The 13,222-nt window shown below is 73.1% G+C and carries 11 protein-coding genes; 6 read left to right on the top strand and 5 right to left on the bottom strand.

What is annotated here, in order from left to right; translation table 11 throughout:
- Nucleotides 1-49: 49 nt before the first annotated feature.
- Nucleotides 50-538, bottom strand: coding sequence for a hypothetical protein (locus V2J85_RS30535; RefSeq protein ID WP_410011277.1), 489 nt, complete (start codon nt 536-538; stop codon nt 50-52).
- Between the two features lie 466 nt (nt 539-1,004).
- Between V2J85_RS30535 and V2J85_RS30530 the strand changes: the two genes are divergently transcribed.
- Entirely contained in the window at nt 1,005-2,774 is a 1,770-nt protein-coding gene (locus V2J85_RS30530) for an acetyl/propionyl/methylcrotonyl-CoA carboxylase subunit alpha (protein WP_261956000.1), read from the top strand.
- 77 nt (nt 2,775-2,851) lie between these two features.
- On the opposite strand, the gene V2J85_RS30525 is transcribed toward V2J85_RS30530, so the two are convergent.
- Nucleotides 2,852-4,036, bottom strand: coding sequence for an alpha/beta hydrolase (locus V2J85_RS30525; protein WP_261956001.1), 1,185 nt, complete (start codon nt 4,034-4,036; stop codon nt 2,852-2,854).
- A 490-nt stretch (nt 4,037-4,526) separates the two neighbouring features.
- On the opposite strand from V2J85_RS30525, the gene V2J85_RS30520 reads away from it, so the two are divergent.
- Nucleotides 4,527-5,072 carry a TetR/AcrR family transcriptional regulator gene (locus V2J85_RS30520; RefSeq protein ID WP_261957464.1) on the top strand — a complete coding sequence of 182 codons (546 nt, stop codon included), beginning with the start codon at nt 4,527-4,529 and terminating at the stop codon, nt 5,070-5,072.
- Nucleotides 5,073-5,117: 45 nt separating this feature from the next.
- Here the strand turns inward: V2J85_RS30520 and V2J85_RS30515 are convergent, their stop codons facing one another.
- Both V2J85_RS30515 and V2J85_RS30510 read right to left on the bottom strand, forming a co-directional pair.
- Nucleotides 5,118-6,101, bottom strand: a complete 984-nt coding sequence (locus tag V2J85_RS30515; protein ID WP_261956002.1) for a DeoR/GlpR family DNA-binding transcription regulator — start codon at nt 6,099-6,101, stop codon at nt 5,118-5,120.
- A gap of 421 nt (nt 6,102-6,522) precedes the next feature.
- Nucleotides 6,523-7,968: an NAD(P)H-quinone dehydrogenase gene (locus tag V2J85_RS30510; protein WP_261956003.1), complete on the bottom strand. Its 1,446-nt coding sequence runs from the start codon at nt 7,966-7,968 to the stop codon at nt 6,523-6,525.
- A gap of 138 nt (nt 7,969-8,106) precedes the next feature.
- On the opposite strand from V2J85_RS30510, the gene V2J85_RS30505 reads away from it, so the two are divergent.
- From V2J85_RS30505 to V2J85_RS30495, 3 genes are all read left to right on the top strand, one after another.
- Nucleotides 8,107-8,544, top strand: coding sequence for a gamma-glutamylcyclotransferase family protein (locus V2J85_RS30505; RefSeq protein WP_261956004.1), 438 nt, complete (start codon nt 8,107-8,109; stop codon nt 8,542-8,544).
- Nucleotides 8,545-8,687: 143 nt separating this feature from the next.
- Complete coding sequence (locus tag V2J85_RS30500; protein WP_261956005.1) at nt 8,688-9,509, top strand: purine-nucleoside phosphorylase; 822 nt, start codon at nt 8,688-8,690, stop codon at nt 9,507-9,509.
- Nucleotides 9,510-9,636: 127 nt separating this feature from the next.
- Nucleotides 9,637-11,316 carry a phospho-sugar mutase gene (locus V2J85_RS30495; RefSeq protein WP_330823368.1) on the top strand — a complete coding sequence of 560 codons (1,680 nt, stop codon included), beginning with the start codon at nt 9,637-9,639 and terminating at the stop codon, nt 11,314-11,316.
- 146 nt (nt 11,317-11,462) lie between these two features.
- On the opposite strand, the gene V2J85_RS30490 is transcribed toward V2J85_RS30495, so the two are convergent.
- Nucleotides 11,463-12,089: a PH domain-containing protein gene (locus tag V2J85_RS30490; RefSeq protein WP_261956007.1), complete on the bottom strand. Its 627-nt coding sequence runs from the start codon at nt 12,087-12,089 to the stop codon at nt 11,463-11,465.
- Between the two features lie 132 nt (nt 12,090-12,221).
- On the opposite strand from V2J85_RS30490, the gene deoC reads away from it, so the two are divergent.
- Nucleotides 12,222-13,217, top strand: coding sequence for a deoxyribose-phosphate aldolase (deoC, locus tag V2J85_RS30485; RefSeq protein ID WP_261957465.1), 996 nt, complete (start codon nt 12,222-12,224; stop codon nt 13,215-13,217).
- The last annotated feature ends 5 nt before the right edge of the window (nt 13,218-13,222 follow it).

Genomic DNA, 13,222 nt, shown 5'->3' with positions numbered 1-13,222 from the left:
CGCCCGGCGGCGCGTCGACGGGCGCCCGGGCGGCGGCAGTTCGCGGGACTCAGAGCGCGCCCGGTGCCGCCGGGCGCGGTCCGTTCGGGGGACCGCCGGCGGACGGTTCACCGGCCGCCTCGCCGTTCGCGGGGGCGCGCCCCTCCCCGTACGCCACCAGCGTCAGCACCAGCAGTGCCAGCACCACCATCAGCCCGAGGAACGCGGGCCAGCCGGCCAGGCCGACGGAGAGGGCGCCGACGATGCCGTGCACCACCGCCGCACTGATGAGGACGATCCGGGCGAAGCCGCCGGGGGCCCGGTCGCGGACACCCGTACGGACCAGGATGCCCGCGCAGAACAGGAGATAGAGGCCGAAGACGGCACCGGCTATCCAGGAGCCGGCGGACATCGCCCGCGGATCGAGGCCGGCCAGCGACATCTGCTGCCGGTCCACGACGATGCTCAGGATCCAGTTGAGCAGCACGATCCCGCCCGCCTCCAGGACCAGTACCACCGCCGCGACCAGGGCCACCGGTCGTCGCGCCACCACATCCACCCACTTCCGCCAAGTGCCGGGCCCGATGCCGGTGCCGCACGCACAGCCGCCGCCCGGAGTCCAAGAAGGGCATCGCGCACGCTACTAATGGGTAATAGCCGGGGCAAGGGTTCTGCACGGGTGGGTGCGGGACGCTGCGCGGGCCGCGGCCCCCGGCCGCTCCCGGCGCGCCCGGCGGACGGAGCGGCCCGCAAAGTTTCCTTCGCCCATTCGTAGGGACTCCACAAAGAATTGACGATCCGCTGGATGCGGAACGTTCGAGATCTAGGCCACACCGCGTCCCGCGCCGGAGCCCGGGAATCCGGGCCTACCCTGGGATACCAGGGGACTTAGGTCCCTCACTGGCGCCCCGAGCACACTCCGTGTGGGAAAGCTCACCCCAGGGAACGGGTCGGCACGCGGTGTCGCCAGTCCCTAAAATCGCCGCATCCCTTTGTTGCGGCGAAGCGCCAAGGAAGGACCCATCGTGCGCAAGGTGCTCATCGCCAACCGTGGCGAAATCGCTGTTCGCGTTGCCCGTGCATGCCGGGACGCGGGGATCGGCAGCGTCGCTGTCTATGCCGACCCCGACCGGGACGCACTGCACGTCCGCGCGGCAGACGAGGCATACGCCCTGGGCGGTGACACTCCTGCCACCAGCTACCTGGACATCGCCAAGGTCCTGGCTGCGGCCGCCGATTCGGGCGCGGACGCCATCCACCCTGGTTACGGCTTCCTCTCCGAGAACGCCGAGTTCGCGCAGGCGGTGCTCGACGCGGGGCTCACCTGGATCGGCCCGCCCCCGCAGGCCATCCGCGACCTCGGCGACAAGGTCGCGGCCCGGCACATCGCCCAGCGCGCCGGCGCCCCGCTGGTCGCCGGCACCCCCGACCCGGTCTCCGGCGCGGAGGAGGTCGTCGCCTTCGCCAAGGAGCACGGCCTGCCGATCGCGATCAAGGCGGCCTTCGGCGGCGGCGGCCGCGGCCTGAAGGTCGCCCGTACCCTCGACGAGGTACCGGAGCTGTACGACTCGGCCGTGCGCGAGGCGGTCGCCGCCTTCGGCCGCGGCGAGTGCTTCGTCGAGCGCTACCTGGACCGTCCGCGGCACGTCGAGACCCAGTGCCTGGCCGACAAGCACGGCAACGTCGTCGTCGTCTCGACCCGTGACTGCTCGCTCCAGCGCCGCCACCAGAAGCTGGTGGAGGAGGCCCCCGCGCCGTTCCTGACGGCCGAACAGAACGCCGAGCTGTACCGCGCTTCCAAGGCCATCCTCAAGGAGGCCGGCTACGAGGGCGCCGGCACCTGCGAATTCCTCGTCGGCCAGGACGGCACCATCTCCTTCCTGGAGGTCAACACCCGCCTCCAGGTCGAGCACCCGGTCACCGAGGAGGTCACCGGCATCGACCTGGTCCGCGAGATGTTCCGGATCGCCGACGGCGAGGAGCTCGGCTACGACGACCCGGCGCTGCGCGGCCACTCCTTCGAGTTCCGCATCAACGGCGAGGACCCGGGCCGCAACTTCCTCCCCGCGCCCGGCACGGTCACCAGGTTCGACGCGCCGACCGGCCCCGGTGTCCGGCTGGACGCCGGTGTCGAGTCCGGTTCGGTCATCGGCCCGGCCTGGGACTCCCTGCTGGCCAAGCTGATCGTCACCGGCGCCACCCGCGAGCAGGCCCTGCAGCGGGCCGCCCGCGCCCTGGCGGAGTTCACCGTCGAGGGCATGGCCACCGCCATCCCGTTCCACCGCACGGTCGTCCGGGACCCCGCCTTCGCGCCCGAACTCACCGGCTCCGCCGACCCGTTCACGGTCCACACCCGCTGGATCGAGACCGAGTTCGTCAACGAGATCCCGCCGTTCGCCGCGCCCGGCGCCGACGAGGCCGAGGCCGACACCCGTGAGACGGTCGTCGTCGAGGTCGGCGGCAAGCGCCTGGAGGTCTCGCTGCCGTCCTCGCTGGGGATGCCGCTGGCCCGGGCCGCGGTCGCCGGTGGCGCCAAGCCCAAGCGGAAGGCCGCCAAGAAGGCCGGCAGCGCCGCCTCCGGTGACGCCCTCGCCTCCCCGATGCAGGGCACCATCGTCAAGGTCGCCGTCGAGGAGGGCCAGCAGGTCACCGAGGGCGAACTGGTCGTCGTCCTGGAGGCCATGAAGATGGAGCAGCCGATCAACGCCCACCGCACCGGCACGGTCAAGGGCCTGACCGCCGAGGTCGGCGCCGCGCTCACGTCCGGCGCGGTGATCTGCGAGATCAAGGACTGATCCGCGGCCGTACGCACGACGCGTGAGGGGCTCCCGGCGGTGCTGCCGGGAGCCCCTCACGCGTCCGTGCCGTGCCGTTACGAGTTCCCCACCACGTCCTCCGGGAACGTCAGCTGCTCGTTCATCCAGGTGAGCGCGGCGGGCAGTTCGCGCCGCCAGGTGGCGAAGTTGTGGCTGCCGTGGTCGAGCACGACCGAGTCCGCCTTCATCGGCGGGCGCACCGCGGCCAGGAAGGCCCGCGCGGCCGGGTAGTTCTTCTCGCCGGTACGGCTCGTGCCGATCAGCACGTTCACCTGCGGCGCGGGCAGGTGCCGCAGCCGCCACATCAGATCGTGCTCCGCACGCCGCCGGGACCGGTCCCGGCCGTCACCGAAGAGGTTGCCGGTGGTCGGGTCGTTGCTGACCTTGTAGTCGGGCGAGAGGGCGGCCGCCGAGGTGTACGTGCGGTCGTGCCGCATGGCCAGCTGCAGGGCGCAGCTGCCGCCCGAGGAGTAGCCCAGGACGCCCCAGCCGCCCGGGTCGTGGCCGACGCGGTAGTGCGACTTCAGCGCCTCCGGCACGTCCCGCGCGAAGAACGTCTCGGCCTGCGGGCCGCCGGGCACGTCGACGCACTGGGTGTCGCGCGGCGGCGCGATCGTGGGCCGCAGCATCACGATGACGGTCGGCTGCATCCGGCCGGACCGGATCATCGCGGCGGCGGTCTGCGGCAGCCGCAGGTGCTGCCCCAGCAGGAACGTCCCGCCCGGGTAGCCGCTCAGCGCGACGATGACGGGGAAGCGCTGGCGGGCGTACTGCGGCTGGAAGTACTGCGGCGGCAGATAGACGTACGCCGGGTCCACCGCCCGGGTCCGCCGCCCGACGATCCGCACCGACTCGACCCGGCCCACCAGCTCCGGCCGGCCCTTCGGCAGCCCGTGCACCTTGTCCAGGCCGTCCGGGCCGGACGTCTGCACCAGCCCCTTCGACGGGTCGCCGGCCGGGCCCGCCGCACCGCCGTCGCCCCACTTCCCGACCGCGGCCGGCGCGTCGTCGTACAGGCCGAGCAGCTCGTGCCACGACGCGTAGAACTGGAAGTTGGCGTTCACCGCCAGGCCGAGTGCCGAGACGACGGCCAGCTGGGTCGCCACGATCGACCCGAGCCGCCCCAGCAGCGCCCGCGGGCCGCGCCCGGCGAACCGCGGCCACAGCCAGAGCGTGAGCGCCACACAGACCACGGCGACCGCGGCCATGGCGTACAACAGCGACCGGCTGGTCAGTCCCATGACGTATTTCCCCAGACGTCCCGCGCCGTGCACCGCTCCCCCGGCGGCCCGCCACGGCGTATTCCGCGGTCCTCCGGAAGAGCCCGGAAGACCTCATTGCGCCAGGTTTGATGTCCCTTGAGGCCCCGGCGTTGCGGGCCCCCGCAGGAGTTCGGCCGCGCGACCACCGCGGTACGCCGGGGATTCACGCACAGGCCGCCGGGTGGCCACGGGGGCGGGCGCGCAAAGGCGGGAGGGAGGGTCGGCGAGGGCCGTGCGACGGCAACCGGAGGAGCCCTCCGCCCCGGCCCGGTGGAGCCCTCCGTCCCGTCCCGGAAATCCTTGCCCACCGCACCGGATCACCCCGCAATCCGGCAATGGCATGCTGGAGCCACCGGGCCGCAACCGGCCGGGTCGAGGGAGGACGGCGATGGCGACCGAGACGGCAGGGCAGCGGCAGGTGGGCGGCCCGCCGGCGACCGCGGCGGTGCGGACACCGGACGTGCGACCGATGCGGGCCGACGCCCGCCGCAACTACGAACGGCTGCTGACCGAGGCCCGTACGGCCTTCACCGAGCACGGCACGGACACCTCGCTGGAGGACATCGCACGCCGCGCCGGCGTCGGCATCGGCACCCTCTACCGGCACTTCCCCAACCGCACCGCCCTGATGGGCGCGGTCTTCCAGAGCGAGGTCGACGCCCTGCTCGGCTATGCCAGGGAGCTCGCCGACGCCCCGCAGCCGTGCGCCGCGCTGGTCGACTGGCTGCGCGCGATCATCACCCACGCCAGCACCTACCGCGGCCTGTCCCGCGCCCTGATGACGGCGTCGGCGGACGAGAGCTCGGGGATGGCGCGGTGCAGCGTGCCGATGCGGGAGGCCGGCGGCGCGCTGCTGGCCCGCGCCCAGCAGGCCGGGGCGGTACGGCCCGATGTCAACATCAGCGATCTGATGCAGCTGACCAACGGCATCGCGCTGGCCGTCGAGGAGTCCCCGGACGACCCGCAACTCGCCGACCGGCTGCTGACCCTGACCCTGAGGGGCTTGAAGCCCTGACCCGGCAGGCGTGCCGACCGGGCCGGAACCCCGGCCCCACGGCCCTCAGCGCCGCCGTGGGGCGAGGTCCGCGACCCGGCCGCCCGGCGCCTCGGACAGCGACGGGGCCGACCGCAGCTGCGGCCCCCCGCCCCCGCCCGGCCCGTGGCTGCGCCGCTGGCCCGGCAGCGGGACGTCCCGCCGGGGGCCCCGGCGGTCACCCGCCCCGCCGTCCAGGCCCGGCTGGCCGGCACCGTGCCCGGCACCCGCACCCCCGGCGACGGCGATCTGGACGCCCTGGTCGGCCAGCGCCTGGAGCTCCGTCGCGGCACGGTCGTCGTGGGCCGGCGGCTCGTCCGTCACCAGACGCGTGATCACATCCGTCGGCACGGTCTGGAACATCGTGTCGGAACCGAGCTTGGTGTGGTCGGCGAGCACCACCACCTCCCCCGCCGCCTGCACCAGCGCCCGGTCGACGCTCGCGGAGAGCATGTTGGACGTGGAGAGCCCGCGCTCGGCGGTCAGCCCGCTGCCCGACAGGAAGGCTCGGGACACCCGCAGGCCCTGGAGGGACTGCTCGGCGCCGCTGCCGACCAGCGCGTAGTTGGAGCCGCGCAGGGTGCCCCCGGTCATCACCACCTCGACGCGGTTGGCGTGCGCCAACGCCTGGGCGACCAGCAGGGAGTTGGTGACGACGGTCAGCCCGGGCACCCGGGCGAGCCGGCGGGCCAGCTCCTGGGTGGTCGTTCCGGCGCCGACGACGATGGCCTCGCCCTCGTCGACGAAACCGGCCGCGAGATCGGCGATGGCCGTTTTCTCCGCGGTCGCTAGATGGGATTTCTGCGGGAATCCGGATTCGCGGGTAAAGCCTCCCGGGAGGACCGCGCCGCCGTGCCGGCGGTCGAGCAGTCCCTCTGCCTCCAGCGCCCGCACGTCCCGCCGTACGGTCACTTCGGAGGTCTGGACGACGCGGGCGAGCTCCCGGAGCGAAACCGCCCCGTTGGCGCGCACCATTTCAAGGATCAATTGGCGACGTTCTGCAGCGAACACGAAACTGACAGTAACGCCAACGACCGTCTGTTTTCAGCAGGTTGCACCAATTAACGGAAGTTGTTCACGCGGCACAGCGTGACGTGGTATGCGCGGTGCATATGTCGCGCGTGCGTCGAACTCCCTTGCGCCGCGGACCGCTTGCTGCCTGGTCAACCGGCGTGCCGGCGGGAGCGCGACGGAACCGGACGACGACCCCGTGGCCACCCGTGCCGGAGCGGACTGCAGGGACGTTTCATCCCAAGTGCTCACCGAGGGCACAAAGTTTTCAATCACCGCTCGGCGGCCGTATATCGGCGCTTTATCGGTTGTTCACCGTCGTCACCGCCGCACGCCGGCCCCGCACCGGCCGTCGGGCGCCCGCCCGACGGCCGTCCACGCGCTCCGCGCCGCGCGCCCGCGGCCGTCGCGCGTGGCCCGCTTACTCGCTGCCCGTCTTCCGCGCGTGCAGCTGCCGGGCGACCTCGGCGATCGAACCGGACAGCGACGGGTAAACAGTGAAAGCGCTGGCGATCTGCTCGACGGTCAGATTGTTGTCGACCGCGATCGAGATCGGGTGGATGAGCTCGCTGGCGCGCGGGGAAACGACCACACCGCCGACCACGATGCCCGTACCGGGACGGCAGAACAGCTTCACGAAACCGTCGCGAATGCCCTGCATCTTCGCCCGCGGATTGCGCAGCAGCGGAAGCTTCACGACCCGGGCGTCGATCTTCCCGGCGTCGACATCGGCCTGCGAATAACCGACCGTGGCGATCTCCGGGTCGGTGAAGACGTTCGCGGAGACCGTCTTGAGGTTCAGCGGCGCGACCGCGTCACCGAGGAAGTGGTACATCGCGATCCGGCCCTGCATCGCCGCGACCGACGCCAGCGCGAAGACGCCGGTGCAGTCACCCGCCGCGTACACGCCCGGCGCGCTGGTCCGCGAGACCTTGTCCGTCCAGACGTGGCCGGACTCCTTCAGCTTGACCCCGGCGCCCTCCAGGCCGATGCCCTCGGTGTTGGGGATCGAGCCGACCGCCATCAGGCAGTGCGTACCGGAGATCGTCCGGCCGTCGGCCAGCGTCACCTCGACCCGGTCGCCCACCCGCTTGGCCGACTGCGCCCGCGAACGCGCCATGACGTTCATGCCGCGCCGCCGGAAGACGTCCTCCAGGACCGCGGCCGCGTCCGGGTCCTCGCCCGGCAGCACCCGGTCCCGGGACGAGACCAGCGTGACCCGCGAGCCGAGCGCCTGGTAGGCACCGGCGAACTCGGCGCCCGTGACACCCGACCCGACCACGATGAGCTCCTCGGGCAGCTCGTCGAGGTCGTAGACCTGCGTCCAGTTCAGGATCCGCTCGCCGTCGGGCAGCGCGTCCGGGATCTCACGGGGGTGCGCGCCGGTGGCGATCAGCACCGCGTCCGCGATCAGGCCCTCGGTCGTGCCGTCCGCCGCGGTCACCGTCACCTTGCGCGAACCGTCCGGCGCCTGGCCCGGCTCCAGCCGGCCGCGGCCGCGCATGACCCGGCCGCCGGCGCGGGTCACCGAGGCCGTGATGTCATGCGACTGGGCGAGCGCGAGCCGCTTCACCCGTCGGTTGACCTTCCCCAGGTCAACGCCCACGACGCGGGCCGGCCGCTCGTTGTAGGGGGTGTCGTCCTCGACGATGATGCCGAGCTCTTCGTACGACGAGTCGAAGGTCGTCATCACCTCGGCCGTCGCGATCAGGGTCTTCGACGGCACGCAGTCGGTGAGCACCGACGCCCCGCCCAGACCGTCGCAGTCGACGACGGTCACCTCCGCGCCGAGAGAGGCCCCCACCAGGGCCGCTTCATATCCGCCGGGTCCGCCACCGATGATCACGATCCGAGTCACGTACTCCATTGTCCCGCACGCCCGTACGTCCCTCGCGCCCGGGGGCGGAGTGTGGCCCCCACGTGCGCCGGGACGCGCGCTGCCCCGCCCTTGTGCGAACCTCCGGTACCACGAGCCCGACGGGCATCCTCCCGTACCCTCGGAACCATGTCGCTCTACGCCGCGTACGCCGGCAACCTCGACGCGCGGCTGATGTCCCGCCGCGCACCGCACTCGCCGCTGCGCGGCACGGGCTGGCTCAGCGGCTGGCGGCTCACCTTCGGCGGCGAGCAGATGGGCTGGGAGGGCGCCCTCGCGACGGTCGTCGAGGACCCGGACTCCCAGCTCTTCGTCGCGCTCTACGACATCGCTCCGATGGACGAGGAGTCCATGGACCGCTGGGAGGGCGTCGGCATGGGCATCTACCGCCGGATGCGGGTCCGGGCGCACACCCTCGAAGGCGACGAGACCGCCTGGATCTACGTCCTCAACGGCTACGAGGGCGGCCTCCCCTCCGCCCGCTACCTGGGCGAGATCGCCGACGCCGCGGAATCCGCCGGCGCCCCCCACGACTACGTCATGGAACTCCGCAAGCGGCCCTGCTGAGGGACGGGCCCGCGGACGGGCCGGTGGGGCGCGACGGCGACACGCGACGGCACGCCGTTCGTCAAAAGCCACAAGACAACGTCCTCAGCACCGTGAGCAGCGACATCTACGCGCGTAGGGGATTACCGGCTACCCTCGTCCGCGTGAACGCATCTGTTACCCCGGACATCGCGCGCGACCCCCAGGGCGCCGCCGACGCCGCCGCCGCCCGCCTGCGCGAGCTGACCGGCGCCGAGACCCACGACGTCGCCCTGGTGATGGGCTCCGGCTGGGCGCCGGCAGCCGAGGCCCTGGGCGCGCCCGAGCACGAATTCCCCGTCACCGAGCTGCCCGGCTTCCCGCCCCCGGCCGTCGCCGGCCACGGCGGCAAGATCCGCTCCTACCAGGTCGGCGAGAAGCGCGCCCTGGTCTTCCTGGGCCGCACGCACTACTACGAGGGCCGGGGCGTCGCCGCCGTCGCGCACGGCGTCCGCACCGCCGTCGCCGCCGGCTGCAAGACCGTCGTGCTCACCAACGGGTGCGGTGGCCTGCGCGAGGGCATGCGCCCGGGCCAGCCGGTCCTCATCAGCGACCACCTCAACCTCACCGCCACCTCCCCGATCGTCGGCGCGAACTTCGTCGACCTCACGGACCTGTACTCGCCGCGGCTGCGCGCGCTGTGCAAGGAGATCGACCCGAGCCTGGAGGAGGGCGTCTACGCCCAGTTCCCCGGCCCGCACTACGAGACCCCGGCCGAGATCAAGATGATCCGGACCCTGGGCGCCGACCTGGTCGGCATGTCCACCGTCCTGGAGGCCATCGCGGCCCGCGAGGCCGGTGCGGAGGTGCTCGGGCTGTCGCTGGTGACGAACCTCGCCGCCGGCATGACGGGTGAGCCGCTCAACCACGAAGAGGTCCTGCAGGCCGGCCGCGACTCCGCGACCCGGATGGGCACCCTGCTCGGACAGGTCCTCAGCAAGATCTGAGACCCGGCCGAGGGCCCGGCCGTGGCCGGACGCGCCGCCATGGCCGGACCACCGCGGGCCCGGCCGCGGCCGGGCCGGGGCCGGTTCCCCCCACCTCACCCACCGCACCCACAGGCAGGAGCATGACGTGGCTACCGAATCCGCGGAGCCGATCGACCGGGCCCGGGCCTGGCTGGCCGAGGACCCCGACCCGGAGACCCGGGACGAGTTGGCCAAGCTGATCGCGGCCGAGGACACCGACGAGCTGGCGGCCCGGTTCGCCGGCACCCTGCAGTTCGGCACGGCCGGGCTGCGCGGGGAACTGGGCGCGGGCCCGATGCGGATGAACCGTTCGGTGGTCATCCGGGCCGCGGCCGGCCTCGCCGCGTACCTCCGGGCGAAGGGCGAGGGTTCCGGCCTGGTCGTGATCGGCTACGACGCGCGCCACAAGAGCGCCGACTTCGCGCGGGACACCGCGGCCGTCATGGTCGGCGCCGGCCTGCGCGCCGCGCTGCTGCCGCGCCCGCTGCCCACCCCCGTGCTGGCCTTCGCGATCCGGCACCTGGGCGCGGTGGCCGGCGTCGAGGTCACCGCCAGCCACAACCCGCCGCGCGACAACGGCTACAAGGTGTACCTGGGCGACGGTTCGCAGATCGTGCCGCCGGCCGACGGCGAGATCGCCGCGGAGATCGCCGCGGTGCGCTCGCTGGCCGACGTACCGCGGCCCGAGTCCGGCTGGGAGACCCTCGACGACGCGGTCCTGGACGCCTACCTGGCGCGTACGGACGCGGTGCTGACGCCCGGCTCGGCCCGGGACCTCGATGTCGTCTACACGCCGATGCACGGCGTCGGCCGGGACGTGCTCGTCGCCGCCTTCGCCCGGGCCGGCTTCCCGGCCCCCGTCGTCGTCCAGGAGCAGGCCGAGCCGGACCCGGACTTCCCGACGGTCGCGTTCCCCAACCCGGAGGAGCCGGGCGCGATGGACCTCGCGTTCGCCACCGCCCGGGCGCGGGGCGCGGACGTGGACCTGGTCATCGCCAACGACCCGGACGCGGACCGCTGCGCCGTCGCCGTCCCGGCCCCCGGCACCCCCGAGGGCTGGCGGATGCTGCGCGGCGACGAGGTCGGCGCGCTGCTCGCCGCCCACCTCGTCAGCAAGCAGGCGGCCGGCACGTTCGCGACGACCATCGTCTCCTCGCAGCTGATGTCCCGTATCGCCACCGCCTCCTCGCTCCCCTACGAGGAGACCCTGACCGGCTTCAAGTGGCTGGCCCGGGTGGACGGTCTGCGGTACGCCTACGAGGAGGCACTCGGCTACTGCGTCGACCCGGAGGGCGTCCGCGACAAGGACGGCATCACCGCCGCCCTGCTGGTCACCGAGCTGGCCGCGGAGCTCAAGCGGGCCGGCCGGACGCTCGCCGACCTGCTGGACGACCTCGCGGTGGAGTTCGGGGTGCACGCGACCGACCAGCTGTCGGTGCGGGTCGAGGACCTGACGCTGATCGCCGACGCGATGCGCAGGCTCCGCGAGCAGCCGCCGGCCGCGCTGGCCGGTCTGGCGGTGACCCGGGCGGACGACCTGAACCAGGGCACCGAGGCCCTCCCGCCGACCGACGGGCTGCGCTACTACCTCTCCGGCTCCCCGGAGGGCGGTGTCGAGTCCGCCCGGGTCGTCGTGCGCCCGAGCGGCACCGAGCCCAAGCTGAAGTGCTACCTGGAGGTCGTCGCGCCGGTGTCCGGCCCGGAGGCGCTCGACGCGGCGCGTACGAAGGCGGCCGCCACCCTGGCCGCCATCAAGGAGGACGTGTCGGCGGCGGCCGGGATCTGACGGCCGCCGCGGCGGCCGGCCGACGGCTGATGAGGCCCCTCGCCCACAGCGGCGGGGGGCCTTCCGCGTACGCGTCCCGTAGGCGCCCTCCGGGCGCGGGCCCGGCCCGTCCCCCGTCGCCCGGCGCGAGCCCCCGGCCCGGTCCGTCAGAGGGCGATCATCACGACCAGGCCGACCGCGCCCGCCACCAGGGGCGCGAGGATCGCGTACGACCAGCGGACCACCGGCTCGCCCTGGGCCTCCGCCCGGCCCGCGACGCGTTCCTTGATCTCGCGCAGTTCGTCGAGGGCCTGGTCGGCCATCGCGCGCGGTGCCGGTCCGGCGCCCGCGTCCCGGCCGAACCGGGGGCTGTCCGCGCCGGCGCCCCGCAGGGCCTGCTGGTTCGCCTTCTTGCGCTGCCGCAGGGAGACCGGGATGGCCCAGAGCTGGAATTTCCCGGCGGTGGTGAACACCTCCGTCGAGAACGACGCGCGCAGCTCCTCGACCGCGCCCCAGGGCAGCGTGATGGTGCGGAACGGATTGCGCACGGTCAGCCGCTCGTCGCCGGCCCGTACCAGCGGCCGCAGGGTGAAGGCGGCCACCAGCGGGACGCCGAGGAGCAGCGCGAACACCGCGGTCAGCTTGGCGTGCGGGGCGCCGCGCAGCAGGGCGTCGGCGCCGAGCCAGCCGCCGAGCAGCAGGAGCAGGACGCCGCCGACGAGGGCCGCCGGCGAGCGGTAGCTGCGCTCGGCGTACTGCTGCGGTGGCGGGGTGGTCCGGTCCTGGCGCGTCATGCCGCCGATTCTGCCTGACCGTCCGGATGCCGGACATTGCGTTACGGCATCATTCAGGGCGGAGCGGCCGGAATGGCGGCATCCAGGGGGATGACATTGCGCTACGCGCGTAGATATGCTCCCCTCGTGACCATGCCCATCACTGTTCCCGCATACGGCAAGGAAGCCGCGGGGCGTCTGGCGTCAATGGCGGACGTGACCGCCGACGACGGTGCGCTGCGCCGCTTCCTCCACGGCCTCCCCGGCGTCGACGCGGTCGGCCTCGAGGCCCGCGCCGCCACCCTCGGCACCCGCTCGATCAAGACCACGGCGAAGGCGTACGCCATCGACCTCGCCCTCACGATGATCGACCTGACGACCCTCGAAGGCGCGGACACCCCGGGCAAGGTCCGGGCGCTGTGCGCCAAGGGCATCAACCCGGACCCCACCGACCGCACCGCCCCCAAGGTCGCGGCGATCTGCGTCTACCCCGACATGGTCGCGACGGCCAAGGAGGCGCTCGGCGACTCCGGCATCCACGTCGCGTCCGTCGCCACCGCGTTCCCGGCCGGCCGCGCCGCGCTGCCGGTCAAGCTGGCCGACACCCGGGACGCGGTCGCGGCCGGCGCCGACGAGATCGACATGGTGATCGACCGGGGCGCCTTCCTCTCCGGCCGCTACATGCAGGTCTTCGAGGAGATCAAGGCCGTCAAGGAGGCCTGCGCCCGGCCCGACGGGACCGCCGCCCACCTGAAGGTCATCTTCGAGACCGGCGAGCTCCAGACGTACGACAACGTCCGCCGGGTCTCCTGGCTGTCGATGCTGGCCGGCGCCGACTTCATCAAGACCTCCACCGGCAAGGTGGCCGTGAACGCCACCCCGCCCGTCACGCTGCTGATGCTGGAGGCGGTGCGCGACTTCCACGCCGCCACCGGCGTGCAGGTCGGCGTGAAGCCGGCCGGCGGGATCCGCACCACCAAGGACGCGATCAAGTACCTGGTGATGGTCAACGAGACGCTCGGCGAGCCCTGGCTGACCCCCGACTGGTTCCGCTTCGGCGCCTCCAGCCTCCTGAACGACCTGCTGATGCAGCGCCAGAAGCTCAGCACCGGCCGCTACTCCGGCCCCGACTACGTCACGGTGGACTGAGGCAC

It is taken from the genome of Streptomyces bugieae, assembly GCF_036352915.1.
GTDB lineage: Bacteria > Actinomycetota > Actinomycetes > Streptomycetales > Streptomycetaceae > Streptomyces > Streptomyces endophytica.
The sequence above is the reverse complement of the archived record's forward strand: the minus strand, read 5'-3'. Positions and strand labels throughout refer to the sequence as shown.